This is a genomic window from Microbacterium aquilitoris (assembly GCF_031932285.1).
GTDB classification, from domain to species: Bacteria; Actinomycetota; Actinomycetes; order Actinomycetales; family Microbacteriaceae; genus Microbacterium; species Microbacterium aquilitoris.
Map to the genome: position 1 here is coordinate 850,208 of NZ_JAUZVT010000001.1, position 25,233 is coordinate 875,440.

Consider the following 25,233-nt stretch of genomic DNA (forward strand, 5'->3'; position numbering starts at 1 on the left):
GAATGGACGGGTTCTGGGGTCGGCTAGACTCGGCCTGTTCGACCGCTGCCGTTCGGCGGGGTCGGGAGGGTTGTCCGAGCGGCCGAAGGATCCGGTCTTGAAAACCGGTGGGCAGCAATGTCCCGTGGGTTCGAATCCCACACCCTCCGCACTGTCCGAAAGGTGATCCGTGAGCGCTAGGCACGATGCGAAGGCGACGAAGTTCCGCCGCCAACCCGTGGCTCGTCACGGTGAGCTGACCTCCCCGCATCCGCTCCGTCAGGTCTTCACGATCCTGGCTGCCGTCGTCGCCGTCGTCCTCGTGAGTACGACGGCGATCGGCGGGTTCTACGTGTGGGACGCCGCACGCAGCCTCAGCGACAACGGCGTCTCGATCGGCGACGAGGGTTCGGAGCTGCCGCCGCACATCGGTGAGATCGAGGGCGGCGTCAACATGCTCGTCGTCGGCACCGACTCGTGCGAGGGCCAGGATCTGAAACTGTTCCCGCGCTGCAAGCACGACGACGGCGGTGAGCGCAACGACGTCACGATGCTCGTGCACATCAGCGATGCGCCCCGCCGCGTGACCGTCGTCTCGTTCCCCCGCGACATGATCGTGCCCATCCCCTCGTGCCAGAACCCCGAGGGCGGCTCGTACCCGGCGATGAGCGCGCAGATGATCAACGTCTCCTACAGCTACGGCGGGCTGGGATGCTCGGTCGCCACCGTCGAGGAGCTGACGGGCGTCGACATCCAGTTCGCGGCGGCGATCCGCTGGACGGGTGTCATCAACATGTCCGACGCCATCGGCGGCGTCGACGTGTGCCTCAGCGACGACATCAAGGACAAGCACACGGGACTGAACCTCAAGAAGGGCGAGCAGACGCTCGTCGGCGCGCAGGCGCTGCAGTTCCTCCGCATCCGTCACGGCATCGGCGACGGATCGGACCTCGGCCGCATCTCCAACCAGCAGCAGTTCATGAGCTCGCTGGTCCGCAAGCTGCAGTCGGGTGCGGTCCTCTCGAACTACCCGGCACTCCTGAACCTCGCCAACACCGCGATCCGTCAGGTGAACGAGAAGCAGCTCGTCCTGAGCGAATCGCTCACCAACCCGCAGCGCATGGTGCAGATCGCCATGGCCGTCGCCGACGTCCCGTACAAGGACATCGTCTTCGTCCAGTACCCCACGGTCTACGCGCCCGGCGGCGCGCGCGTCCTGCCGGTCTCGTCGGCCGCGGACGTGCTGTTCACGGCGCTGTCCGAGAACAAGCCCATCCGGGTGACCGGTTCGGCCAGCGGCGGCAACGGCGTCGAGGTCGTCGGCGAAGCTGAGGGCGACGGCGGCACGCCGGGCGCAACCGGCACGCCCGGCGCGACCGGCACGCCGACTCCGGGTGCGACCGGTGAGGCCACCCCGGGCGCCGACGACGGCACCGTCGAGCTGCCCGGTGAGATCACGGGGCAGTCGGCGAACGAAGTGACCTGCACGGTCGCGCAGCGCTGACGGCCGGTTCGGTACCGGTCCGCGGAACCGTTATGCTTGCGGGGTGCATTCGCGCCGTTCGCGGTCGGATGCCTGGAGACGTCGCATAGTCAGGCCTAGTGCACCACCCTGCTAAGGTGGAGTCCCCTTACGGGGACCGAGGGTTCAAATCCCTCCGTCTCCGCAGTGAAAAGCCCCGGTATGCCGGGGCTTTTCTGTTTCTGCACGTCCGTCTCACGGGGCGTCGACGCGCTCGCGCTCGTCTGTCGTCCTCGCACTGCTCAGGGTGAGCGCCCCGATGAGGGAGATCGCACCGACGGCGATGGCAACCGCGATGAAGGCGATCTGTTCGCCCCGGAAGAACGTCGATGTCAGCGCCGCGTTCCACGGGCCGTCGGGGAGTGTCGTGGCGACGAGCACCGCGATCATCGTCCCGACGAACGCGGTGCCGATGCTCGAGCCGACCTCCTGGGCGGTGTCGTTGAGGGCCGCACCCATCGATGTGCGATTCTCGGGCACGGCCCCGATGAGTGCGACCGCGCAGATGGTCATGACGGTACGCAGGCCCGCCGTCATGACGACCATGGCGACCGCGATGGCGAGGTAATCCTGCTCGACGGCCCAGGCCATGGCTCCCAGGCCGGCTGTCAACAGCACGGCACCGATGACGCAGGCGATGCGGTGTCCGAATCGGCGGATCAGCGCCTCGGTAAGCGGGGTGGCGAGGATCATGGTCAGGATGAGGGGCAGATTGGCGAGCCCCGCGGCCATCGGGCTCCATCCCCAGGCGTACTGGAAGTGCAGAATGAGCGCGAACATCACGCTCGCCATGGCCACGGAGGTGCCGATCTGCGCGAGCGCCGCACCGCGGATCGTGCCCACGGAGAAGAGGGAGAGGTCGATCATCGGGGCCGAGGATCGGCGTTCGTTCACGATGAAGAGAACGATGGATGCCGCGGCGCCGATCCCGACGAGCAGTGTGACCGGAGCGAACCATCCGAACTGGACTCCGCTCGTCAGTGCGTAGCAGGAGAGCCCGACGGCCATCACGCTCAACGCCGCCCCGGTCAGATCGAGGCGGTCTCGCGTCAGTCCGCGCGGGTCGTCGGCGGGGACGCCCAGGCGCACTCCGACTCCGGCGAGGAGGGCGATCGGAGCATTGATCAACAACAGCCACTGCCAGGGCAGGTGCGTGAGGATGGTGCCGCCGAGCAGGGGGCCCACGACGAAGCCCGACATGCCGACGACCATCATGAGGGTGATCGCCCGCATCCGCAGGGCGGCGTCGTCGAAGAGGCGGAACACGAGCGAGTTCGTGATCGGGGCCATCGCGGCGGCGGCGACGCCGAGCGCGGCGCGGACCGCGATGAGCCCGCCGATGCTGTTCACGAGGAGGACGGCCAGGCTGACCACGCCGAACGTCGCGAGGCCGATCTGCAGGACCCGCCGCCGGCCGAAGCGATCGGCGATGGAGCCGGCGGTGAGCAGCAGCCCGCCGAACGTCAGCGAGTACGCCCCGGTGATCCACTGCAATCCCGTCGTGTCCCCGCCGAGGTCTCGGCCGATGGTCGGGAGGGCGATGGACAGCAGGGTGTTGTCGACCATCTCTACGAAGAAGGCGAGACAGAGCGCAGCGAGCGGAATCCACGCGGCTCTGAGAGAGGTGTAGACGCGGGGGGAGGTGGTGGTCACCGTCATGAGAGCTCTTCCTATCGAACGGCGTTCGACTATCGAGCGCCGTTCGATACGATAGAACGATGTTCGATAGATCACAACACTCGGTTTCCCGTGTGATGTGATGGCTGTCATGACTGAGCAGGCGCAACCACCCCGCCGACGCGCCCGCGCTCCGCGCGAGCGCTCTCGAACGTCGCATTCCATCGACGCCGTCATCGCCGGCGCGATCGAGATCCTCGACGAGTCGGGATCGCAGGGGCTGACGACGCGGGCGCTGGCGACCCGGCTCGGCGGCGGGCCCGCGAGCATCTACTGGTACGTCTCGGGACGGGAAGAGCTCCTCGACCTGGCCGCCGATTCCGTGCTCGGGGGCGTCCTGGCCGCCGTATCAGACGTGGGTCGCGAGGGGAGCGGCGATCCGATCGAGAACGTGAGGACGATCGCCGTCGCGATGTTCGATGTCATCGTCGATCGCCCCTGGCTCGGGGCGTATGCCATGCGCAACACGGCGCGACAGGTCCATTCGCTACAGCTGTACGAGAAGCTGGGCGAGCAGATCATGCGCCTGGGGCTCTCGCCGCGGGACTGCTTCCATGCGACATCGGCGATCGTGGGGTTCGTCATCGGCACCGCCGCCGACATGGGGCAGCAGCTCCCTCCGGAGGTCGCGTCCGGCGACGTGGGCCGCGACGAGTACCTCGCCGGAGCCGTCCACCAGTGGCGGGCCCTCGATCCCGAGGAGTACCCGTTCATCCACCACATCGTGGACGAATTCGCCGGTCACGATGATCGTGACCAGTTCCGGGCAGGGCTCGATCTTCTCCTCGACGGACTCCACCTCAGCGCAGGTCGCTGATCGGAGGCGGCGTCGGTGTCAGCCGGCGACCGCTTCGTCCTGATCGGGCTCGGGGACGACCCGCAGCCCGCCGGGCGAGTTCGCCGTCGACATCAGCGCGTCGATCCAGGCCGGGTTGATCGGCCCGATGGCGCGCGAGTGGTAGCGGATGTCCCAGCTCGTCGACACCCCGACCCAGCGCGAGACTCGCCCGCTGCCCAGGCTGGGGTCGACGGTCCACGTGAGGATGAACGGCTCGCGGCGTCGGAGCTTCGCCACCATCACGACCTCGAGATGACCGAGGAGACGGTCATCGAATGTGACCGTCTCGCTGCCGAAGGCCAAGCGTCCCATTTCACCAAGCTTACGGCGTAAGCAGACAAACGAGTGCGAGAAGAGAGAGGATCGGGAAGGAGGCTCCCATGAGCAATCAGTCCGAGCGGTCATCCGGTGCGAGGTTGAGTCGCGCCGCCATCATCGATGCAGCGCTGAGCCTCGTCGACCTCAAGGGTCCGGCGGGCCTGTCGATGCGCGCTCTGGGGGCGGAGCTGGGCGTCGAGGCGATGTCGCTCTACCGTCATGTGCACGGCAAAGAGGATCTTCTCGAAGGCGTCGTCGACGAACTGACGGCCGAACTCGTCGTGGTCATGGAGCGCGAGGCCGAGGGGCACTGGCAGACCTTCCTTCAGAACGTCGCTCACGCGGTGCGGGACATCGCCGTCGCGCACCCCCGCGCATTCCCGCTGATCGCGACCCGGCATCCCGCCGCGCCCTGGCTCCGGCCACCGCTGCGGAGCATCGAGGCGGTGGACATCTTCCTCCGGGTGCTGCTTCAGCACGGCTTCACGGACGAGCAGGCCGTCGGGGCGTACCGGGGGTTCAGCAGCTTCCTCATCGGTCAGTTGCTGCTGGAGGCAGCCGTGCGCGGTGCCGACGTCGGGGGGACGCTCGCCGGCCAGGGGGAGACCGGGCCGGTTTCCACCGGCGAGGCGCAGGTCGCCTCCCTGGATGATGCCCCCGAGGTGCTGCGCCTGCGGCCGCTGCTGAGCGAGGACCACAGCAAAGAGGAGTTCGACACCGCCCTCGAGATCCTCCTCGACCGGCTCGAGGTCGACCTCTCGCTGTAGCAGCGATGGTGCGCGCACGCGCGATTAGCACGATCTGCGGGCAGATGTCGATCCGCGATGCGCGCGAACGTCAAGGACGGTAACGACCGGTCACGGAGCGTCTCGCAAGTCGTCCTCGAGGTCGCACCGGGCTAGGAATGTCGCAGTCACAGCGAACATCCACGCCCGGCGCACCACGAGGAGACCATCCCATGTCAGACCAGAACCAGACCCCGCAGAGCGACCTCCGCGCCGCCGTCGCGGGAGACAAGAAGCGCACCCGGATCGGCATCGCGATCGCGATCGCCGTCGTCGCGGTCGGCGCGATCGTCGGCGGAGTCGCCCTTGCGCTCCCGGCGCTCCGGCCCGCCGATGCCGCCGCGGCCGGCGGTGCAAGCCCAGCTGAGCCGATCAGCGTCAAGATCGCCGTGTCGGAGGACAGCCCGTTCCAGGATGCGGTCAAGGAGGTCGCCGCCGAGAAGGGCCTGAACATCGAGTGGGTCAACGTCCAGGACTGGGTCCTGCCGAACACCGAGCTCGCCGCCGGCACGGTCGACGCCAACGCGTTCCAGCACATCTTGTACCTGAGCGCCTTCAACGCCGAGAACGACGCAGATCTCACTCCCGTCTTCTCGACGCTCATCACGCAGTGGGGGATCTTCTCCGCGACCGCGAAGTCCCTCGACGACATCGCGGACGGCGCGAAGATCGCCATCCCCGACGACCCCTCCAACGGGGGCCGCGCCCTGAACATCCTCGAGGCCGCCGGCCTCATCACCCTGTCGGCCGACAAGGGCGACTTCCCCGCCGTCGAGGACATCACGGCGAACCCGAAGAAGCTCCAGTTCACCGAGATCCCCGCGACGACCATCGCGCAGCAGTTCACCGACCCGAGCCTGGCCGCGGTCGTCGTCGGCACGTCGTACTTCGACCCGAGCCAGAACATCAGCTCCGACGACGCGCTCTTCCTCGACAAGGCGCTCTCCGAGCAGAACCTGCCCTACGTGAACGTCATCGCCACCCGCGAGGACAACAAGGACAACCCCGCGTGGAAGATCCTCAAGGAGGTCTACGCCGACAAGCGCGTCGCGGCGGCCAACGAGAAGGAGAACGAGGGCTCCGTGGTCCTCGTCGACGTCCCCGTCGAGCAGCTCCGGACGAAGCTCGCCGACCTCGAGAAGCAGGCCGCGAAGAACTGACGGCCGCGCCCCGCGACCGCACCCGGCCGAGATGAGGAACCCATGAGCACCGCCATCGCCTTCGAGAACGTGTCCAAGTCCTTCACGTCGAAGGGACGCACCGTCACCGCCCTCCGCGACGTCAGCCTGACGGTCGAGAAGGGGGAGATCTTCGGGATCGTCGGTTTCTCGGGCGCCGGCAAGTCGACGCTGCTGCGCACGGTCAATGCGCTCGAGCGGCCGACGAGCGGTCGGGTCGTGGTCGACGGTCGCGAGATCTCGGCTCTGCAGGGGCGGGCGCTGTACGCGGCGCGGCAGCGCATCGGCATGGTGTTCCAGCAGTTCAACCTGCTCGAGTCGCGCAACGTCTACAAGAACATCGCGTACCCGTTGCGGCTCGCGGGCCTGTCCGAGGCCGAGACCCTCGATCGCGTCGAGGAGCTGCTGCGGTTCGTCGGTCTCACCGACAAGGCGCTCGCCTATCCGTCGCAGCTGTCGGGTGGCCAGAAGCAACGCGTGGGCATCGCCCGCGCGCTGGCCACCCGGCCCGACGTCCTCATCTCGGACGAGGCGACGAGCGCCCTCGACCCGCAGACGACGGGCGAGGTCCTCGCCCTTCTCCGGCGGGTGAACGAGGAGTACGGCGTCACCATCCTGCTCGTAACCCACGAGATCGACGTCGTGCGCGAGCTCGCCCACAAGGTCGCGGTCATGGAGGACGGAGAGGTCGTCGAGCACGGCAGCATCTACGACGTCTTCTCTTCGCCGCGGCATCCCACCACGCGACGATTCGTGTCGTCGGTGCTGCACCACATCCCGTCCGCCGATGCGCTGGCGAAGATCCGCGCCGTCCACCGCGGCCGTCTCGTCCAGCTGCACGTCGAGGATCGCGACACCAATCACCCGTTCCTCTCGCAGGTCGCCCGCGCGCACGACGTCGACGTCAATGTCGTCTTCGGCGGCGTCGACGAGCTGCAGGGCCGGTTGTTCGGCAGTCTGACGGTGGAGCTCCTCGGGACGGATGCCGCAGTGGATGCCGCCATCGGGGGTCTCCGCGAGACGACCACGGTGTCGGAGCTGCCGGCCGCCGACCACCGGCCGATCGACAAGGAGACCGTCCATGCGTGACTTCGATCCGAACGCGTTCTTCCCCCGCTTCTGGGTCGCCGTCGGCGAGACCGGGCTCATGGTGGTCGTCGCCTTCGCGGGCGCCGCCGTCATCGGCGTACTGCTCGGGCTGCTGCTCTACGCGAGCCGACCCGGCAACCTCCTCCAGAACCGCGCGATCTTCGGCGTGCTGAACCTCATCATCAACGTGGTCCGACCGATCCCGTTCCTGATCGTGGCGATCGCCCTCATCCCGCTCACGCGGTTCCTCTTCGGTACCGGGCTCGGCCCCCTGCCGCAGACGATCCCACTCATCATCGTCGCGTGCGTCGCCATCGCCCGCGTCTCGGAATCGAACCTCGTCGCGGTGAGCCCCGGGTCGATCGAGGCGGGGGCTGCGATGGGCGCGAGTCCCGCCCGGGTGCTCTTCACCATCGTCGTCCCCGAGGCCCTCGGCCCGCTCACCCTGGGGCTGACCTACATCCTGGTCGCGCTCGTCGACGCGACGGCGGTCGCGGGAGTGCTCGGCGGCGGCGGACTCGGGTCGCTCGCCATGAACTACGGATACCAGCGCTTCGACTGGATCTCGGTCGGCATCGTCGTCCTCGCCCTCATCGTGCTCGTCCAGCTCGCCCAGTTCCTCGGCAACGCCGTGGCGCGGAAGGTGATGCACCGGTGACCGGGCCGTTCGAGGACCTCCTCGCCCGCGTCGCGGTCGACGCGCCGCAGCGCGAGCGCGAGCGGCGCCTGCTGACCGCGGAGCTCGCCGAGCTGCGCGAGATCGGCTTCGGCACGTGGCGGGTGCCTGCGGCATCCGGGGGTTCCCCGATCTCGCTGGAGGAGCAGTTCGCCCGCCTCATCCGGCTGTCCGCCGCGGATGCCAGCCTCGGCCACGTCTGGCGCGGTCACCTCGCGTTCGTCGAGTCGCTCCGGCTGCAGCCGATCGAGCTGGCGCAGCCGTGGTTCGAGCGGATCCTCGCGGGGGATTTCGTGGGCAACGCGCAGTCCGAACGGCACGACACGGCGCACCTCGAGACGCGGATCGACCGCACGAGCGGCGAGCCGCTGCTGTCGGGGACGAAGTACTACACGACCGGCAGCATCTACGCGGACTGGATCCACCTCGCGGCCCTCGACGGGGACGAGCGGGTCGCGGTCACGGTGTCGGCCCACCACCCGGGGGTCCGGTCGACCGACGACTGGGACGGGTTCGGGCAGCTGCTCACGGGAAGCGGGACGACGGTGTTCGATCGCGCGCCGGTGGCGGACGACGGCATCCTCGTGGCGCCCGCCGAAGGCGCTGAGGCGCACGGACACCACCTGGGGGCGATCCTCCAGCTCACCCTCCTCGCCGTCATCGCCGGCATCGCCCAGCGCGCCCTCGACGACACCATCGAGTTCGTGACCCCGCGGCGGCGGACCTTCGGGTTCGCGGGGGAGACACTTCCGCGCGAGGACCCACTCGTGCAGCTCGTGGTGGGGGAGCTCGACGTCGTCGCGGCGACGACGCGTCGGCTGGTGCTGTCGGTCGCGGCCGATCTGGGCGCGGCATCCGATCGGGGAGCGAGCGCGGCGGAGATGCGCGACATCCAGTTCGAGGTCTTCCGACTCCAGGAGCTCGTGCCTCGTCTGGTCCTCGACGCGACGACGCGGTTGTTCGAGGTGGGCGGCGCGTCGGCGGTCGCCACGGGTCGAGCGCTCGACCGTCATTGGCGCAATGTCCGCACGATCGCCTCGCACAATCCGGTCATCCAGCGCACGCGTGCGCTCGGTCAGGTCGCTCTCACCGGCACGCTGCCGGCGTGGCAGGCGCCGGGAGCGCAGGCGCCCCGTCCTGCGGAGGTCGCGCGCGCATGACTCGGATCGCCGATGCGGTGGAACGCTTCGCCCCCGTCTTCGACGAGGTGGGGCGGGATGCCGTCGCCCGCGAACTCGCGCGGAGACTGCCGCACGACGAGGTCGCTCTTCTCCGGCGCGCCGGGTTCACCCGGGTGACGGTGCCTGAGGAGTTCGGCGGCGGCGGTGAGCCGCCATCGGTGCTGTTCGCCCTCCTCGCCGAGCTCGGCCGTCGTGATCCGAATCTCGCACAGCTGCTCCGTTCGCATTTCTCCTTCGTCGATCGGACGATCCTGTCGCCCGATTCCGAGGAGCGCTCCCGCAGGCTCGCCCTGGTGGCCGGCGGCGCCATCATCGGCAACGCGACCCACGAGCGATCGTCGGCGAAGGTCGGCGCGCTGTCGACGACGTTGACGGGGTCGCCCGACGGGCTCCGCCTCGACGGCACGAAGTACTACAGCACCGGGACGCTGTTCGCCGATCTCGTCTCCGTCGCCGCGCAGGACGACGACGGGGCTCTCGTCGCGGCACTCGTGCCGACCGCGGCGGCCGGGGTCGACGTCGTCGACGACTGGCGCGGCTTCGGTCAGCGCCTCACCGGGAGCGGGACGACCGTCTTCCGCTCGGTCGTCGTCGACGAGGATGCCGTCGCCCGCCGCGTCATCGGCGGTCCGTCGCACGGCGGGGCGTTCGTCCAGCTGGTCCTCCTGGCCGCCGCCGCGGGGATCGGGCGCGCGATCGTCGACGACGCGGTCGCGTTCGTGCAGAAGCGCACGCGGACCTACAGTCATGCCTCGGCCGCGACGGCCCGTGAGGACCCACTCGTGCAGGAGACCGTCGGTCGGCTGTCGGCGCTGTCGTTCACGGCGGATGCCGCGCTCACGGCCGCGGTCGCGGGACTCGACGCGTCGGTCGCCGCCCAGTCCGCCGGTGTCTCGGGTGATGCGCTGCGCGACGTGATCGCCCCCGTCGAGGCGGCGACGGCCCGCGCGCAGCTCGTCGTCCTCCCCGCCGTGCTCGAGGCGGCCACTCTGCTCTTCGAGGTCGGTGGGGCCAGTGCGGTCGACACCGACCTCGCCCTGGACCGACACTGGCGTAACGCCCGAACCCTGGCATCCCACAATCCCCTCGCCTTCAAGGCGCGCGCACTCGGCGACCTGCTGCTCAACGACACCCCCGTGCCCGGGTGGTGGAGCACCGGCGAAGCCTGATCCGCAGCGACGCCCGAAACCTCCAGAAAGGACCCGCATGGCGGAGCGCAAGAAGCTCATCCTGAACCTGTTCGAGATGAACACGGTCAGTCACATCACCCACGGGCTGTGGTCGTTGCCGGGGAACAACCGGCACCGGATCAACGACATCTCGTACTGGATCGAGCTCGCGCAGATCCTCGAGCACGGCGGATTCGACGGGGTCTTCCTCGCTGACGTCGTCGGTGCGTACGACGTGTTCCGGGGCGGCCCCGAGACCGCGATCCGCGAGGGGCTGCAGATCCCCTCGAACGATCCGCTGCTCGTCATCCCCGCCATGGCGGCCGTGACCGAGCGCCTGGGCTTCGGCGTCACGTTCTCGACCAGCTACGAGCCGCCGTTCTCGTTCGCCCGCCGCATGTCGACTCTCGATCACCTCACCCGGGGACGGGTGGGGTGGAACATCGTCACCTCGTACCTGCCGAACGCGGCCCGGAACTTCGGGCTGGCCGATGAGATCCCGCATGATCGCCGCTACGCGATCGCGGACGAGTTCCTCGACGTCGTCTACAAGCTGTGGGAGGGCTCGTGGGACGACGATGCGGTCATCGCGGATGCCGCGACCCGGACCTACACGGACCCGTCCAAGGTCCGCTACGTCGATCACGTGGGGGAGAACTTCCGCGTCGCGGGTCCCCACCTGAGCCAGCCCTCGCCGCAGCGCACGCCCGTCCTCTACCAGGCGACCGGATCGCCCGCCGGCATCGAGTTCGCCGGACGCCACGCGGAGCTCGTCTTCACGGGAGGGCGCTCGACGGCGGACTTCATCCGCAACGTCGAGCAGATGCGGGCGGCGGCCGCCCGCCAGGGGCGCGGCGCAGACGACCTCCGCTTCATCGTGCAGGCGGGCGTCGTCGTCGGTCGCACCGAGGACGAAGCGGCCGACAAGTGGCGGACGTACCGCGAGAACACGAGCGTCGACGGCATCCTCGCCCACGCCGGGTTCCCCTTCGACCCGACGGCCTTCCCCCGCGAGACCCTCGTCCGCGACGCCCTCGCGCAGGCGGGAGTCGCAGCGGATGCGGCGCCGCCGACCGGCCCCGACGCGACGATCGGGGAACTCCTCGACGGGATCGCCACGGGCCGTGAGGGCCGCTTCTTCGTTGCGGGGACTCCCACCGTCGTCGCCGATGAGATCGAACGGTGGCTCGACGAGGACGGCATCGACGGCATCAATCTGCGGCAGTACCACTCCTTCGACACCGCCCGCGATTTCGCCGAGCTCGTCGTGCCCGAGCTGCGCAAGCGCGGTCGCCTCCTCGAGGGCGGTCCGACCCTGCGCGAGCGTCTGTTCGGGCGCGGACCGCGCCTGCCCGAGAACCACATCGCGGCGCGCTACCGGGGCGGCGCGAACCTCGACGTCCCGGTGGCGCCGCTGTTCGGGTGAGCGCCGGCTGAAAAAACTTCTCTCGTGCTGCATCCGAGGCGGCCTGTCCGGCGGAACACCTAGTAGCGCCCGACATGTCCGCCGGGCGTGACTCTTCTCATCGAAGGAGCAACATGATGAACAAGAAGCTCGGAATCGCCCTCGCCACGGTGGTCGCGGGCGCGCTCGCCCTGACCGCATCCCCTGCCTCGGCCCATCAGGCGACCGCGCCGAAGGAGACCATCGTCGACGTCGCGGTCGCCGCCTCCGGCGGCGGCACCCCGGACGCGAACGGATCGGACTACGACATCCTCGTCCAGGCGCTCGTCGCGACCGGTCTCGACAAGACCCTCGACGACCCGAACGCCACCTTCACCGTGTTCGCTCCGAACGACCGTGCGTTCGAGCGTCTCGTGACCGACCTGACGGGAACGGCGCCCACCTCCGAGAAGGCGGCGCTCACGGCGATCACCTCGACGTTCACGACCGACGAGATCAGCGACATCCTGCTGTACCACGTGGTCGCGGGCAAGAAGCTCTCGCCCCTCAAGGTCCTCTTCTCGCGCTCGATCGAGATGGCGAACGGCGGCACGATCGAGCCGCGCGGCATCATCCTGCGCGACGAGACGCCCGAGCTGAAGAACCCCAAGCTCGTCCTCCGCGCCATCAACATCCAGGCGTCGAACGGCGTCATCCACACGATCGACCGGGTCCTCGTCCCCGGCGCCTGACCGCTTTCCTCGAACGGCCCGTCCTCGGTGGAACCCACCGGTGGCGGGCCGTTCGCATGCGCCGGATGCCGGGGGTCAGCGCCCGAGCACGCGCCGCAGCCACCGCACCCGCGCGTCGCGCGCGTCGCGGGAGAGCGCGGCGTCGGGGGCGAGCGCGTCGAAGGCGTGGGCGCCGCCCGGCCAGACGTGGAGTTCGGCGTCACCGCCGGCGGCCCAGATGCGGCGCGCGTAGTCGACGTCCTCGTCGCGGAAGGTCTCGGCCGACCCGACCTCGATGAAGGTCGCGGGCAGGCCGCCCAGGTCGGCGGCGAGGGCGGGGGAGGCGTAGGCGGGCACCGCGTCGGCGTCGAGGGCGCCGAGGTAGGCCGCCCAGCCGGTCGCGTTGGCGCGGCGGTCCCATGCGCCGAGACCCTCCATCTGACGAGCGGATGCCGAGTCGTTGCGGTGGTCGAGCATCGGATACACGAGCATCTGGCCGAGGGCGGCCGGGCCGCCGTGGTCGCGCGCGCGCAGCACCGCACCGGCAGCCAGTCCGCCGCCTGCGCTCACCCCGTGGACGATGACGCGGGCGGGGTCGAGTCCCCACGCGGACCCCTCCCGCGCGACCCACTCCCAGCCGGCGTAGACGTCGTCGAGCGGGGCGGGGTAAGGGTTCTCGGGCGCGAGCCGGTACTCGACCGAGACGATCGCACAGCCGAGGTCGAGCGCCGTCGGTCCCAGGTCGGGGAGGACGTCGTGCGCACCGCCGACGACCATCCCGCCGCCGTGGATGTGGAACACCACGGGGAAGGGCCCCGGCTGGTCGCGAGGGGTGAGGACGGTCAGACGCACCTCGGTGCCGTCGGCGGCGACCGTCCGGGCCGCGCGGTCCGCGAAGCGTCCGCCGAGCGTGTAGGCCTCGCGCGTCGGCGGGACGGCTCCGGCGCGGAGCGCGGTGATCTCGCTCGCGGCGAGACCGACGACGACGTCCTCGCCCTCCTCGAGCGCCCGGCGGACGTCGGGATCGAACGGGGGGTGCGGGATGCCATGTGCGCTGGGGCTCCGTTGCTCCATGCTGATCCTCTCCACGCGGCGGGTGAGCCACGTGCTAAATCGCGTTAGCTCAGAGAGTAGCGGATGCCTCGCACCGGTTCTCGTTCAGTGCGCGTCGGTGACCGCGCGCACCGAGCCGCGGCTGCGGAGCGGCATCGGGAGACGCTCGACCGACGCCGGGGACTCCGCGGGCGTGGTGAGCAGCATCTCGACAGCGCGCAGCCCGAGGTCGAAGTGCGGGATGGCGAAGGTCGTCAGGCCGGGGTGCACCCAGCTCGCGAGCTGGTGGTCGTCGAACGAGACGATCGAGAAGTCGCCGGGCACGGTCAACCCCGCCTCGGACACGGCCTGGTACGCGCCGAATGCGATGCGGTCGTTGAAGGCGATGATGGCGCCGGAGCGCACGCCGGACGCGATGAGGTCCGCGGTCGCCTTCCAGCCGTCGGCGGGCAGCCAGATGCTCAGCTTGCGGCCGGAGGCGGGGGAGAGTCCCGCGCCCGTCAGTTCGTCGAGGATCCCCTCGAGGCGTTCCCGCCCGGCGATGGTGCTGCGGGGCACATCCGCCGGCGTCGGCCCCGCTCCGATGAGGTGGATGTCCCGGTGTCCGCGCTCGAGCAGCAGCCGCGCGGCGCGACGCCCGGCATCCAGCTCATCCGGGAGTATCGCGTGCGCGTTCTTCGCCGGCCCCTCGGGCAACGTGTTGAGCAGGACGACGTTCCGTCCGGCGAGGGCGGCGGGGACCGGACGCTCCCGGGTGAACATCGAGGCGAGGATGACGCCGTCGACCTGACGGTCGAGCATCGCGTCGATCAGGCGTTCGCGTTCGGTGTCGTCGCCCTCGTACTCGCCGATGAACAGCATGTGCCCGTGGCGACGGGCACCCTCGAGAGCGCCCTTGATCATGTCGCCGGCCAGCTGCGACGTCGCGACGGAGTCCGAGATGAACCCGAGCGTCCGGCTCGTGCCGCTGCGCAGTCCCGCAGAGATCATGTTCGGCCGGTAGCCGAGTTCGGCGGCCACGAGGCGCACGCGTTCCTGCGACGCCTCGGCGATCCGCATCTCATCGCCTCGGCCCGACAGGACGAGTGACGCGGTCGTGCGCGACACGCCCGCTGCGCGGGCGACGTCGGCGAGTGTCACCCGATTCCTCGTCACGGAGTCCTCCTGTCTCCCGCGATCCTAACGGCGGTGGGGGAGGCGCCGCGGCGCGGGGCCGCAAGCGGCTCCCGCCGGCGGATTGCGCGGACACGTCTCGGTCACGACACGGCTCCTGCCCATTGACACGTCGGGGATCGGTGGCGCATCATGACCTTGCTAACGCGATTTAGCACCGACTCACGTCGACGCTTTTCCTCCCGAACACCGTGGTTCTCTGAAAGGAGACAGTGATGTCTCGACTCACACAGCGCCCCCTCCGCCCGCTCATCCTCGCCGGTGTCCTCACCTCGCTCGCCGTGGCCGTCACCGCGTGCGCCCCTCCCGGAGGGACCGCGGCACCGCAGGCATCCTCGACCGCCGACTTCGGGGCGAACGGCCCCACGTGCGGTGACGAGGACGTCGTCCTCAGCGGCTACTTCGAGACCGGCTTCCCGCTGCCGAAGGACCTCACCGACGAGTTCACGAAGCAGTACCCGAACGTGACCTTCGACATCCGTGAGGACCAGTTCGCCGTCATCACGCAGAACGCACCGCGCGTCCTGCAGGACTCGCCGCCGGACCTCATGCGCCTGCCGCAGATGTCCGAGCTCGCCACCGACGGGCTCCTCCTCGACCTCGACCCCTACGCCGAAGCATTCGGCTGGACGACGTGGCCCGAGTCGCAGCTCCAGCAGTTGCGGGTCGACGAGAACGGTCGTCGCGGCAGCGGCCCGCTCTACGCGCTCGGCCTCAACTACTCGATGACCGGCGTCTTCTACAACAAGAGCCTCGCCGAGAAGATCGGCATGACCGAGGCTCCGAAGACCCTCGACGAGTTCGACGCCGCTTTGAAGGCGGCGAAGGATGCCGGCATCACGCCGATCACACAGTTCAACGGCGGCGCGACCGGTGGTCTGGCCTTCCCGCTGCAGGCGCTCATGGCGTCCTATGGCGACCCGGCCAAGATCAACGACTGGATCTTCCAGCAGCCCGGCGCCTCCATCGACACCCCCGAGAACCTCGAGGCGGCAAAGCACCTCAAGAAGTGGATCGACGAGGGCTTCTTCGCCGACGACATCAACTCGCTCGACTACGCGCAGATGATGAGCCGCTTCATCGGTGGCGACTCGCTCTTCATGTTCGACGGCGACTGGGAGTCGGGCAACCTGGACACCCAGATGCCCGGCGAGGCCGGCTTCTTCCTCATGCCCCCGCGTGAAGAGGGCGGCCAGATCGGTGCGATGTCCGCTCCGCTGACCTACGGTGTCGCAGCCACGGCGAAGCACCCCGACTGCGCCGCGTTCTTCCTGAACTGGACCGCGACGAACGAGAAGGCCCGCACGATCGGCGTCGAGGTCGGCGGCTCGCACCCGATGGGCCCTGCGGACGCGTTCATGCCTCCCGTCAAGGAGGGGTCGACGACGGCTGCGACGCTCGCCGCCGGTGCTCAGCTGTCCGAGGCGAACGGTGCGATGGACTTCATCGCCAACGCGACCGGCGCGATCTACGCCCAGAGCTGGACGCCCAACCTGCAGAAGCTCGTCGCCGGCGAGCAGACCCCCGAGGGCCTGCTGTCGTCCGTGCAGTCCGACTACGAAAGCCAAATCGGGAACTGAGTGATGGTCTCTGCTCCTCCCGCTGCTGCGCCGGTGGTCTCCACCGGCGCAGCAGCGCTCGACTCGGCGGCGGCACGACGCCGTCGCCGGCGGAAGTTCCGCGCCAGCCTCGCGGCGTACCTGCTGGTACTCCCCGCCGCGGGCTTCTACGTCTTCTTCGTGCTGCGTCCCATCGCCCTGTCGGCGCAGTACTCGTTCTACGAGTGGAACGGCATCGGTCCGGCGACGTGGGTCGGCTTCGCCAACTACGTCGAGGTCTTCAGCAACCCGAAGTTGACGGGCGCGATCGGCAACGCGTTCGAGCTGATCATCTACTTCAGCATCATCCCCGTCGGCATCGCCCTCGTCGCCGCGAACATGATCCGCGCGATCGCCGCGAGCCGACTGGCCGCCATCTCGCGGACCGTCCTCTTCCTGCCGCAGGTGATCCCGCTCGTAGCCGCCGGCATCATGTGGAGCTGGCAGCTGTCGACCAACGGGCTGGTCAACCAGCTCCTCGGTCTGTTCGGCCTCGGCGGGGTGACCCGCGCGTGGCTCGGTGATTTCTCGACCGCTCTTCCCGCCGTCGGCGTGATCGGCGCGTGGGTGCAGGTCGGGCTCTGCCTCGTGCTCATCCTCGCGGGCATGACCAAGATCGACCCCGCGCTGTACGAGGCCGCCCGCATCGACGGCGCCGGCCCCGTCCGCGAGTTCTTCAGCATCACGCTCCCGGGCGTTCGCCAGGAAGTCGCGGTGTGCGTCACGGTCACCGTGATCGCCGCGCTCGCGAGCTTCGACATCATCTACATCGCCACGCAGGGCGGCCCCGGCGACAGCACGCTCGTCCCCGGCCTCCAGATCTTCTACCTCGCGTTCTACCAGCGCGAGGTCGGAACGGCCTCAGCTTTCGCCATCGTCCTCATGGCCCTCGTCCTCCTCATCGTCCTGCCGCTCCAGCGCATCCTCCGAGGGAAAGAATCGTGATCGTCCGCGCACGCGAGAAGTGGCTCGGCCGCGTCCTCCTGATCGTCCTGATGCTCGTCACGATCATGCCGTTCATCAGCCTGTTCGTGACCGCGCTCCACGCTCCGGGCACCTACCCCAGTGGTCTGGAATGGCCGCCCGAGCCGCGGTGGGACAACTTCGTCACGGCGTTCCAATCCGCCAACATGGCAGCGCTGCTCGGATCGAGCTTCCTCATCGAGATCGCCGTCGTCCCGGCGGCCGTGCTGTTCGCGACCCTCGCCGGCTTCGCGCTCGGCCACCTGCGGCCCGCCGGCGGTCGCATCGTGTTCGTCGCGTTCATCCTCGGTCTGACGCTGCCGTTCGAGGGGATCATCACGCCGCTGTACTTCCAGATCCGCGAGATGGGCCTGCTGAACACCCGATGGGCGATCATCCTGCCGCTCATCGGGCTGTTCATGCCGTTCGCCGTGATGTGGATGCGGGCGCATTTCATCACGATGCCGGCCGACCTCTCGGAGGCGGCTCGCATGGACGGCGCGACGACGTGGCAGCTCTTCTGGCGCATCCACATCCCGCTGTCGGTTCCCGCGCTGTCGTCTCTGGCGATCCTGCTGTTCCTGTGGACCTGGAACCAGTTCCTGCTCGCGATCGTGCTCGTGAACGATCCCGAGAAGCGCACGATGGCCGGCGCTCTCGGCGCCTTCCAGGGGCAATACGGCACGGACATCCCGCTGCTGTGCGCCGGGTCGCTGCTCATCCTCACCCCGACGCTGATCATCTTCCTGATCTTCCAGCGGCACTTCGTCTCTGCTCTGATGCAGGGGTCGCTGAAGGGCTGATGTGGCGTTCTCTCTCGAGGCGCACTGGGTGTGGGACTTCTGGGTCGCTGACGACGGCGAGACGTTCCACCTCTACTACCTGCGCGCGCCGACCTCGCTCGGCGACCCGGACCTCCGCCACCGGAATGCGCGGATCGGGCATGCGACCTCACCGGATCTGACCGACTGGGCCGATCACGGCGAGGTGCTCGGCCCGGGGATCGCCGGCGCGTTCGACGAGACGGCGACCTGGACCGGATGCGTCGTCCACGGCGACGACGGGCTGTGGCGCATGTTCTACACGGGGGCATCCTTCGTCGACGGATCGTCGCCCCGCAACGTCGAGGCGATCGGCATGGCGACCTCGGTCGACCTGCACACGTGGGACAAGCGCGACGGGTTCGTCCTCCGCGCCGCGGGGGAGTACTACGAGAAGCTCGGCGACACCTCGTGGCCCGACGAGGCGTGGCGCGATCCGTGGGTGTTCCGCGATCCCGCGGGCGACGGCTGGCACATGCTGATCACCGCACGGGGGAAGGATGCCGACACCGCGACCGGCGGCGTCGTCGGACACGCGTGGTCGCCCGACCTCGACACCTGGACGGTGCAGCCGCCGCTCACCGATCCGGCGCCGGCGTTCCCGCACCTCGAGGTGCTGCAGCTCGCTGAGCTCGACGGCGCCCCCGTCCTCCTCTTCTGCGCCACGCGCTCCGACGGGGCCGACGGCGTGTGGGCGGTGCCCGCCGCGGCCGTGCCTACCGGCATCCGGATCGATGACGCACGGCTGATCCTGCCGGCGCCCGCCTACGCGGGGAGGATCGTCACCGACCGGGCGGGCATCCCCGTCCTCCTCGCCTTCACGCGCGACGAGACCGGAGCGCCCGTCGGCATCACCGACCCGGTCGCCGCCGATCCCCTCTGGCGCGCGTCGCGCAGTCTGGGATGATGGCGGCATGATCATCGCCGGTTTGGTGTTCGCGGCGCTCGGCGCCCTCATCCACGTCTACATCTTCTATCTCGAGTCCATCGCGTGGACCGGGGCCGCCGCACGGCGCACGTTCGGGACGACCGACGCGACCGTCGAGATCACCAAGCCCTTCGCCTACAACCAGGGCTTCTACAACCTCTTCCTCGCGATCGCGGTCTTCCTCGGCATCGTCTTCGTCGCCACGGGCTCCACGGCGATCGGTGCGACGCTCGTGTTCGTCGGAGCCGGGTCGATGGTCGCGGCAGGGCTCGTGCTGCTGCTCTCGGACCGCTCGAAGGCGCGAGCGGCGCTCATCCAGCTCACCGCTCCGCTCGTCGGCGTGATCCTGCTCGCGATCGGGCTGGCCCTCTGAGGTGAAGCTCGCCGTCGTCGGCGCGGGCAAGATCGTCGCCGAGTTCCTCCCGCACGCCCACGAGGTCCCCGGGCTCACCATCGCGGCCATCGTCGGACGGGCGGCCAGCCGCGACAAGGCCGACGCCCTGGCGGCGGCCCACGGCATCCCGTTCGTCTACACCGATCTCGACGCCTGTCTCGCGGACCCACGCGTCGACACCGTGTGGGTCGCCGTGCCGAACGTGCTGCACGCGGATGTCGCCCGCCGCGCCCTTCTCGCCGGAAAGCACGTCGTCTGCGAGAAGCCGTTCGTGCTGCGCACGGCCGAACTCGCCGAGCTGCGCGTCCTCGCGGAAGATCGAGGCCTGATCCTCGTCGAGGCCATCAGCAACCAGTACCTCGCGAACGTCGCGTGGATGCGGGACAACCTCCACCGCCTCGGCGAGCTGCGGCTCGTGCAGTGCGAGTACTCGCAGTACTCGTCCCGCTACGACGCCTTCCGCTCCGGCGAGGTCCCGCCCGCGTTCGACCCGGCCGCGGGCGGCGGGGCCCTGATGGACCTCGGCGTGTACGCCCTGCATCTCGTCGTCGGTCTGCTGGGCGCCCCCGAGACGGTGTCGTACACGCCGCGGATGGAGCGGGGTGTCGACACGTCGGGTGTCGCCGTCCTCGGCTACGGCGACGCCACGGCGGTCTGCGTGTGCGCCAAGGACTCGCCCGGGCCCTCCCGGACGAAGATCCAGGGAACGGAGGGCGCGATGGTGTTCGACGGCCCGCCGAACGAGATCCCCGTCGTCGAGCTGCGCCTGCGCGACGGAACCCACGAGCGGATCGCCCTCGACCACGACCCGCACCGCATGACGGCCGAGTTCCGGGCGTTCGTCCGCATGATCGCCGAGGCGGACCTCGCCGAGCGCGATCGCCGCCTCGACCACAGCGCCGCCGTGCTCGACACCGCGGTGCGTGCGCTCGAGTCCGCCGGCATCCGCCTGGGCTGATGCTGCCGCTAGCCTGGCGGCGTGAGCGAACCCGTCCGAGCCGCGGTATCCGTCGACTGGTCCGAGGGCACCTGGACCACGCCTCCGCGAGCCACGGAAGAACGTGAGGGGATGCTGCTGGTCACCGCCGAGGAGGGCAGCGACGCCTGGCGGCTCACCTCGTACGGGTTCGTGCACGACACCGAGCACGCGCTCCTCGCTCCGCTGCCCGACGACGCCGCGATGGAGGTCGAGTTCGACATCCCGTTCGAGGCGCAGTTCGACCAGGCGGGGCTCTTCGTCCGCGTCGACGAGACGCGGTGGGTCAAAGCCGGCATCGAGTTCGCAGACGGGGAGCTGAACCTCGGCGCCGTCGTCACGGACGGCATGTCGGACTGGTCCCTCGCCCCCGTCCCGCACTGGCGGTCAAGGCGGATCACCGTGCGCATCAGTCGGCAGGGCACCGCGCTGACCGTCCGGGCGGCGGCCGACGGCGAGCCGCTGCGGCTCGTGCGGGTCATCCCGTTCGCGGCGGACCTGGATGCCTCGGCGGGGCCGTTCGTCTGCGCGCCGAGTCGCGCCGGGCTCACCGTGCCGTTCACGGCCTGGCGCCGCGGCGCCGCCGACGCCGACCTGCACTGAGCCCGTCGGCAGGGGGAACGAGGGCCCCCGTGAGGATCCCGTGAGGACGCCGCCACCGGGCGTATGGATTCCGTGAGGAGGCCCGGCGGCGCCCGCGCGGAGGTGTTCCATCAGGGATGCGCCCCACCGGCGTGCCGGCCCGATCAGGGCCCGCATCCCTCGAAATCGGAGCCTCACTCGTGCTCGACATCGTCTACGTCCTGGGCGTCCTCGCTCTGTTCGTGATCATCGGCCTGTTCGCGAAGGCGGTGGACCGACTGTGATCGTCTTCGATCTGATCGCCGCCGTCCTCGGCGTCGCCGTCGTCGTCTACCTGTTCGTCGCACTCGTGAAGCCGGAGAAGTTCTGATGGCGTGGCTTCCCGCTGTCCTCACCCTCGCCACGCTCGCCCTCATCCTCGGGGTCGCCTACCGGCCCCTCGGCGACTACATGGCCTGGGTCTACTCGTCGCCGAAGGATGCCCGGGCCGAACGCGGTCTGTACCGGCTGATCGGCGTCGACCCGGCATCCGCCCAGACCTGGCAGGCGTACGCCCGCAGCGTCCTCGCCTTCTCGGCGGTCGGCGTCCTCATCGTCTACACGCTGCAGCGCACCCAGCAGTGGCTGCCCTGGTCCCTCGGTCTCCCCGCGCCCAGTGAGCACCTGTCGTTCAACACGGCCGTCTCGTTCGTGACGAACACCAACTGGCAGTCGTACTCTCCCGAGCTGACCCTCGGCTACACGGTGCAGTTCGCCGGCCTCGCCGTGCAGAACTTCGTCTCGGGGGCCGTCGGCCTCGCCGTCGCCGTCGCCCTCGTCCGCGGCCTCGCCTTCCGCCGCAGCGGCACGATCGGCAACTTCTGGGTCGACCTGACCCGCGGGACGTTCCGCCTCCTGCTGCCGCTCGCGGTCATCGCGGCGATCGTGCTGCTGGCCGGCGGCGTCATCCAGAACGTCACCGGATTCAGCGACGTCGCGACCGTCGTCGGTGGGGCGCAGAACATCCCCGGAGGCCCCGTCGCCTCCCAGGAGGCGATCAAGCTCCTGGGCACCAACGGCGGCGGATTCTTCAACGCCAACTCCGCGCACCCCTTCGAGAACCCGACCGGCTGGACGAACCTATTCGAGGTCGTCCTCATGCTGATCATCCCGTTCTCGCTGCCGCGCACCTTCGGCACGATGCTCGGCGACAAGCGACAGGGCTATGCGATCCTCGGCGCGATGGGCTTCCTGTTCCTCGCCTCGACGCTCGCCCTGACGGCGTTCGAGCTCGCCGGTCGCGGCACCGCCCCCGCTCTCGCCGGCGCGGCGATGGAGGGCAAGGAGATGCGCTTCGGCATCGTCGGCTCGACGATCTTCGGGTCGACGAGCACGCTCACCTCGACCGGTGCGGTCGACTCGATGCACGACTCGTTCACCGCGCTCGGCGGGATGATGCCGATGCTCAACATGATGCTCGGCGAGCTCGCCCCCGGCGGCGTCGGATCGGGCCTCTACGGCATCCTCGTGATGGCGGTCATCGCGGTGTTCATCGCGGGCCTGCTCGTCGGGCGGACGCCCGAGTACCTGGGCAAGAAGATCGGTCCCCGCGAGATCAAGCTCGCGAGCATCTACATCCTGGTGACCCCGATCCTCGTACTCGTCGGCACGGCGCTCAGCTTCGCCATCCCGGCGGTCCGCGACGACGTCACGACGACGTCGATCTGGAACCCCGGCATCCACGGCTTCAGCGAAGTGCTCTACGCGTTCACCTCGGCCGCCAACAACAACGGTTCCGCGTTCGCGGGTATCACGGCCAACACCCCGTGGCTCAACACGGCGCTCGCCGTCGCGATGCTGCTCGGGCGCTTCGTCCCGATCGTGCTGGTCCTCGCCCTCGCGGGCTCGTTCGCCGCGCAGGACAGGATCCCCGCGACGGCGGGCACGCTCCCGACGCACCGACCGCTGTTCGTCGGTCTCCTCGTCGGCGTGATCCTCATCGTGACCGCTCTCACCTACTTCCCCGTACTCGCGCTGGGTCCCCTGGCAGAAGGACTGATCTGACCCATGTCCACACCTCTCCGCTCCGAAGCCCCGGCTTCCTCCGCTCCTTCCGCCGCGTCCGCGTCGGCGACCCGGCGCGGCATCGACGGCGCCGCGATCGCGGCCGCCCTGCCCGGCGCGTTCCGCAAGCTCGACCCGCGTGCCCAGTGGCGCAACCCCGTCATGTTCATCGTGTGGCTCGGCGCCGCGCTGACCACCGCCCTCGCCATCGCCGAGCCGTTCACGGGCGGGCCGTCGGATTCCGGCGGCACCCCCGTCCCCGTCCCGTTCACGGCGGTCATCGCGGTGTGGCTGTGGCTGACGGTGCTCTTCGCGAACGTCGCCGAATCGGTCGCCGAAGGCCGTGGCAAGGCGCAGGCCGAGACGCTCCGAAAGACCCGCACGAGCACGGTGGCGCACCGCGTGGCCGGCTACGACGCGCAGTCGGATGTCGCCGCTGAGCGCGTCACGATCGATGACGTCTCGTCGGCCGACCTCACACTCGGCGATGTCGTCGTCGTCGCGGCCGGCGACCTGATCCCCGGCGACGGCGACGTGGTCCACGGCATCGCCTCGGTCGACGAGTCGGCCATCACGGGCGAATCGGCCCCCGTCATCCGCGAGTCCGGTGGTGATCGCAGCGCGGTCACGGGCGGTACCCGCGTGCTGTCGGACCGGATCGTCGTACGGATCACGTCCAAGCCCGGCGAGACCTTCGTCGACCGGATGATCGCCCTCGTCGAGGGCGCCGCCCGGCAGAGGACCCCGAACGAGATCGCGCTCAACATCCTGCTCGCGAGCCTGTCGATCATCTTCGTGGTGGTGGCCCTCATCCTGAACCCCGTCGCCTCGTACGCGGCGGCACCGGTCAGCATCCCCGTCCTCGTCGCCCTCCTCGTCTGCCTCATCCCGACGACGATCGGCGCGCTCCTGTCGGCCATCGGCATCGCCGGCATGGACCGCCTCGTGCAGCGGAACGTCCTCGCGATGTCGGGTCGTGCCGTCGAGGCAGCCGGCGACGTGACGACGCTGCTGCTCGACAAGACCGGCACGATCACGTACGGCAACCGCCAGGCATCCGAGTTCGTCCCGCTCGATGGGATGGCGCAGGCCGAGCTCACCCGCGCCGCCGCGCTGTCGTCGCTGGCCGACCCCACCCCCGAGGGCAGCTCGATCGTCGACCTCGCGGTCCGCCGCGGCGTCGACGTGACGGGTGAATCCCAGGGCGTCATCGTGCCCTTCACGGCGCAGACCCGCATGAGCGGTCTCGACCTGCCCGACGGCTCGTCCATCCGCAAGGGCGCCGGTTCGGCGATCATCGGGTGGCTCGAGCAGGACGGCTCGCCGCTGCCTGCTGATGTACGGACCGACCTCACGGCGCGCACCGAGGAGATCTCGCAGTCCGGCGGGACTCCGCTGGTGGTCGCGACGAAGGATGCCGCCGGCACCGGTCGCGTGCTCGGCGTCGTCCACCTGAAGGACGTCGTGAAGGACGGCCTCAGCGAACGCTTCGCCGAGCTCCGCTCGATGGGCATCCGGACGGTCATGATCACGGGCGACAACCCGCTGACGGCGGCCGCCATCGCCAAGGAAGCGGGCGTCGACGACTTCCTCGCCGAGGCGACGCCCGAGGACAAGCTCGCCTACATCCGCAAGGAGCAGGAGGGCGGCAACCTCGTCGCGATGACCGGTGACGGCACCAACGACGCGCCCGCCCTCGCGCAGGCCGACGTGGGTGTCGCGATGAACTCGGGAACGTCGGCCGCGAAGGAGGCCGGCAACATGGTCGACCTCGATTCCGACCCGACGAAGCTCATCGACATCGTCCGCATCGGCAAGCAGCTGCTCATCACGCGCGGCGCGCTCACGACGTTCTCGATCGCGAACGACATCGCCAAGTACTTCGCCATCATCCCGGCGATGTTCATGGGCGTGTTCCCGCAGCTGGGGGCCCTGAACATCATGGGGCTGCACTCGCCGGCATCCGCTGTCCTGTCGGCCATCGTGTTCAATGCGCTCGTCATCATCGCCCTCATCCCGCTGGCCCTCCGCGGTGTGCGGTACCGGCCGGGCGGTGCCTCATCGATCCTCGGCCGCAACCTCGCCGTCTACGGCCTGGGCGGTGTCGTCGCCCCCTTCATCGGGATCTGGCTGATCGACCTGCTCGTCCGCCTCATCCCCGGCTTCTGATCCGAA

At 69.5% G+C, this 25,233-nt stretch carries 25 protein-coding genes and 2 tRNA genes; 23 read left to right on the forward strand and 4 right to left on the reverse strand.

Features of this window, described 5'->3' with window-relative positions:
- Positions 1–64 precede the first annotated feature (64 nt).
- The 3 genes from Q9S78_RS04060 (at position 65) to Q9S78_RS04070 (ending at position 1,646) form a co-directional block, all read left to right on the forward strand.
- Positions 65–149, forward strand: a tRNA-Ser gene (locus tag Q9S78_RS04060).
- Positions 150–217: 68 nt separating this feature from the next.
- A complete protein-coding gene (locus Q9S78_RS04065) occupies positions 218–1,483 on the forward strand; it encodes an LCP family protein (protein ID WP_116228077.1) in 1,266 nt (421 codons plus the stop codon).
- A 74-nt stretch (positions 1,484–1,557) separates the two neighbouring features.
- Positions 1,558–1,646, forward strand: a tRNA-Ser gene (locus Q9S78_RS04070).
- A 50-nt stretch (positions 1,647–1,696) separates the two neighbouring features.
- Here the strand turns inward: Q9S78_RS04070 and Q9S78_RS04075 are convergent.
- Positions 1,697–3,160 (reverse strand): MFS transporter, encoded by a 1,464-nt coding sequence (locus tag Q9S78_RS04075; protein WP_116228078.1) that lies wholly within the window; start codon positions 3,158–3,160, stop codon positions 1,697–1,699.
- Positions 3,161–3,260: 100 nt separating this feature from the next.
- On the opposite strand from Q9S78_RS04075, the gene Q9S78_RS04080 reads away from it, so the two are divergent.
- On the forward strand, positions 3,261–3,995 hold the full coding sequence (locus tag Q9S78_RS04080; protein ID WP_018185579.1) for a TetR/AcrR family transcriptional regulator: 735 nt from the start codon (positions 3,261–3,263) through the stop codon (positions 3,993–3,995).
- Between the two features lie 18 nt (positions 3,996–4,013).
- Here Q9S78_RS04080 and Q9S78_RS04085 read toward each other — a convergent pair whose 3' ends face one another.
- Entirely contained in the window at positions 4,014–4,328 is a 315-nt protein-coding gene (locus tag Q9S78_RS04085) for a DUF7882 family protein (protein ID WP_018185578.1), read from the reverse strand.
- A gap of 68 nt (positions 4,329–4,396) precedes the next feature.
- On the opposite strand from Q9S78_RS04085, the gene Q9S78_RS04090 reads away from it, so the two are divergent.
- The 8 genes from Q9S78_RS04090 to Q9S78_RS04130 all read left to right on the forward strand — a co-directional run bounded on the left by Q9S78_RS04090 (position 4,397) and on the right by Q9S78_RS04130 (position 12,548).
- Positions 4,397–5,101 (forward strand): TetR/AcrR family transcriptional regulator C-terminal domain-containing protein, encoded by a 705-nt coding sequence (locus Q9S78_RS04090; RefSeq protein ID WP_311868988.1) that lies wholly within the window; start codon positions 4,397–4,399, stop codon positions 5,099–5,101.
- Between the two features lie 191 nt (positions 5,102–5,292).
- Complete coding sequence (locus Q9S78_RS04095) at positions 5,293–6,279, forward strand: MetQ/NlpA family ABC transporter substrate-binding protein (RefSeq protein ID WP_311868989.1); 987 nt, start codon at positions 5,293–5,295, stop codon at positions 6,277–6,279.
- 42 nt (positions 6,280–6,321) lie between these two features.
- Positions 6,322–7,386, forward strand: coding sequence for a methionine ABC transporter ATP-binding protein (locus Q9S78_RS14305; protein WP_116228082.1), 1,065 nt, complete (start codon positions 6,322–6,324; stop codon positions 7,384–7,386).
- A complete protein-coding gene (locus Q9S78_RS04110) occupies positions 7,379–8,044 on the forward strand; it encodes an ABC transporter permease subunit (protein WP_116228083.1) in 666 nt (221 codons plus the stop codon). The genes Q9S78_RS14305 and Q9S78_RS04110 overlap by 8 nt, the downstream gene beginning before the upstream one ends.
- The gene (locus Q9S78_RS04115) at positions 8,041–9,222 is read left to right on the forward strand and encodes an acyl-CoA dehydrogenase family protein (RefSeq protein ID WP_311868991.1); all 1,182 of its coding nucleotides are present in this window, start codon (positions 8,041–8,043) and stop codon (positions 9,220–9,222) included. The genes Q9S78_RS04110 and Q9S78_RS04115 overlap by 4 nt, the downstream gene beginning before the upstream one ends.
- Positions 9,219–10,412 carry an acyl-CoA dehydrogenase family protein gene (locus Q9S78_RS04120; protein ID WP_311858865.1) on the forward strand — a complete coding sequence of 398 codons (1,194 nt, stop codon included), beginning with the start codon at positions 9,219–9,221 and terminating at the stop codon, positions 10,410–10,412. Before Q9S78_RS04115 ends, Q9S78_RS04120 begins: the two co-directional genes overlap by 4 nt.
- Positions 10,413–10,449: 37 nt before the next feature.
- Entirely contained in the window at positions 10,450–11,838 is a 1,389-nt protein-coding gene (locus tag Q9S78_RS04125; protein WP_020097927.1) for an NtaA/DmoA family FMN-dependent monooxygenase, read from the forward strand.
- A 116-nt stretch (positions 11,839–11,954) separates the two neighbouring features.
- Entirely contained in the window at positions 11,955–12,548 is a 594-nt protein-coding gene (locus Q9S78_RS04130) for a fasciclin domain-containing protein (RefSeq protein WP_311868992.1), read from the forward strand.
- A 75-nt stretch (positions 12,549–12,623) separates the two neighbouring features.
- Here the strand turns inward: Q9S78_RS04130 and Q9S78_RS04135 are convergent, their stop codons facing one another.
- Both Q9S78_RS04135 and Q9S78_RS04140 read right to left on the reverse strand, forming a co-directional pair.
- Positions 12,624–13,601, reverse strand: coding sequence for an alpha/beta hydrolase (locus tag Q9S78_RS04135; protein WP_020097929.1), 978 nt, complete (start codon positions 13,599–13,601; stop codon positions 12,624–12,626).
- A gap of 84 nt (positions 13,602–13,685) precedes the next feature.
- Entirely contained in the window at positions 13,686–14,720 is a 1,035-nt protein-coding gene (locus Q9S78_RS04140; protein ID WP_020097930.1) for a LacI family DNA-binding transcriptional regulator, read from the reverse strand.
- Positions 14,721–14,968: 248 nt separating this feature from the next.
- Here Q9S78_RS04140 and Q9S78_RS04145 point away from each other — a divergent pair, with 248 nt between their 5' ends.
- The 11 genes from Q9S78_RS04145 (at position 14,969) to kdpB (ending at position 25,227) form a co-directional block, all read left to right on the forward strand.
- Positions 14,969–16,333 (forward strand): ABC transporter substrate-binding protein, encoded by a 1,365-nt coding sequence (locus Q9S78_RS04145; protein ID WP_018185567.1) that lies wholly within the window; start codon positions 14,969–14,971, stop codon positions 16,331–16,333.
- Between the two features lie 3 nt (positions 16,334–16,336).
- On the forward strand, positions 16,337–17,296 hold the full coding sequence (locus Q9S78_RS04150) for a carbohydrate ABC transporter permease (RefSeq protein ID WP_311868993.1): 960 nt from the start codon (positions 16,337–16,339) through the stop codon (positions 17,294–17,296).
- A complete protein-coding gene (locus Q9S78_RS04155; RefSeq protein WP_020097932.1) occupies positions 17,293–18,117 on the forward strand; it encodes a carbohydrate ABC transporter permease in 825 nt (274 codons plus the stop codon). Before Q9S78_RS04150 ends, Q9S78_RS04155 begins: the two co-directional genes overlap by 4 nt.
- 1 nt (position 18,118) lies before the next feature.
- On the forward strand, positions 18,119–19,042 hold the full coding sequence (locus tag Q9S78_RS04160) for a glycoside hydrolase family 68 protein (protein ID WP_311868994.1): 924 nt from the start codon (positions 18,119–18,121) through the stop codon (positions 19,040–19,042).
- Between the two features lie 7 nt (positions 19,043–19,049).
- Positions 19,050–19,436, forward strand: a complete 387-nt coding sequence (locus Q9S78_RS04165) for a DUF1304 domain-containing protein (protein WP_311868995.1) — start codon at positions 19,050–19,052, stop codon at positions 19,434–19,436.
- Position 19,437: 1 nt separating this feature from the next.
- Positions 19,438–20,415 (forward strand): Gfo/Idh/MocA family protein, encoded by a 978-nt coding sequence (locus Q9S78_RS04170; RefSeq protein ID WP_311868996.1) that lies wholly within the window; start codon positions 19,438–19,440, stop codon positions 20,413–20,415.
- 21 nt (positions 20,416–20,436) lie between these two features.
- A complete protein-coding gene (locus Q9S78_RS04175) occupies positions 20,437–21,036 on the forward strand; it encodes a DUF1349 domain-containing protein (RefSeq protein WP_311868997.1) in 600 nt (199 codons plus the stop codon).
- 116 nt (positions 21,037–21,152) lie between these two features.
- Complete coding sequence (locus Q9S78_RS04180; protein ID WP_018185559.1) at positions 21,153–21,299, forward strand: hypothetical protein; 147 nt, start codon at positions 21,153–21,155, stop codon at positions 21,297–21,299.
- Entirely contained in the window at positions 21,296–21,385 is a 90-nt protein-coding gene (gene kdpF, locus Q9S78_RS04185; RefSeq protein WP_018185558.1) for a K(+)-transporting ATPase subunit F, read from the forward strand. The genes Q9S78_RS04180 and kdpF overlap by 4 nt, the downstream gene beginning before the upstream one ends.
- Entirely contained in the window at positions 21,385–23,058 is a 1,674-nt protein-coding gene (kdpA, locus tag Q9S78_RS04190; protein ID WP_311868999.1) for a potassium-transporting ATPase subunit KdpA, read from the forward strand. The genes kdpF and kdpA overlap by 1 nt, the downstream gene beginning before the upstream one ends.
- 3 nt (positions 23,059–23,061) lie before the next feature.
- Entirely contained in the window at positions 23,062–25,227 is a 2,166-nt protein-coding gene (kdpB, locus tag Q9S78_RS04195) for a potassium-transporting ATPase subunit KdpB (RefSeq protein ID WP_311869001.1), read from the forward strand.
- The last annotated feature ends 6 nt before the right edge of the window (positions 25,228–25,233 follow it).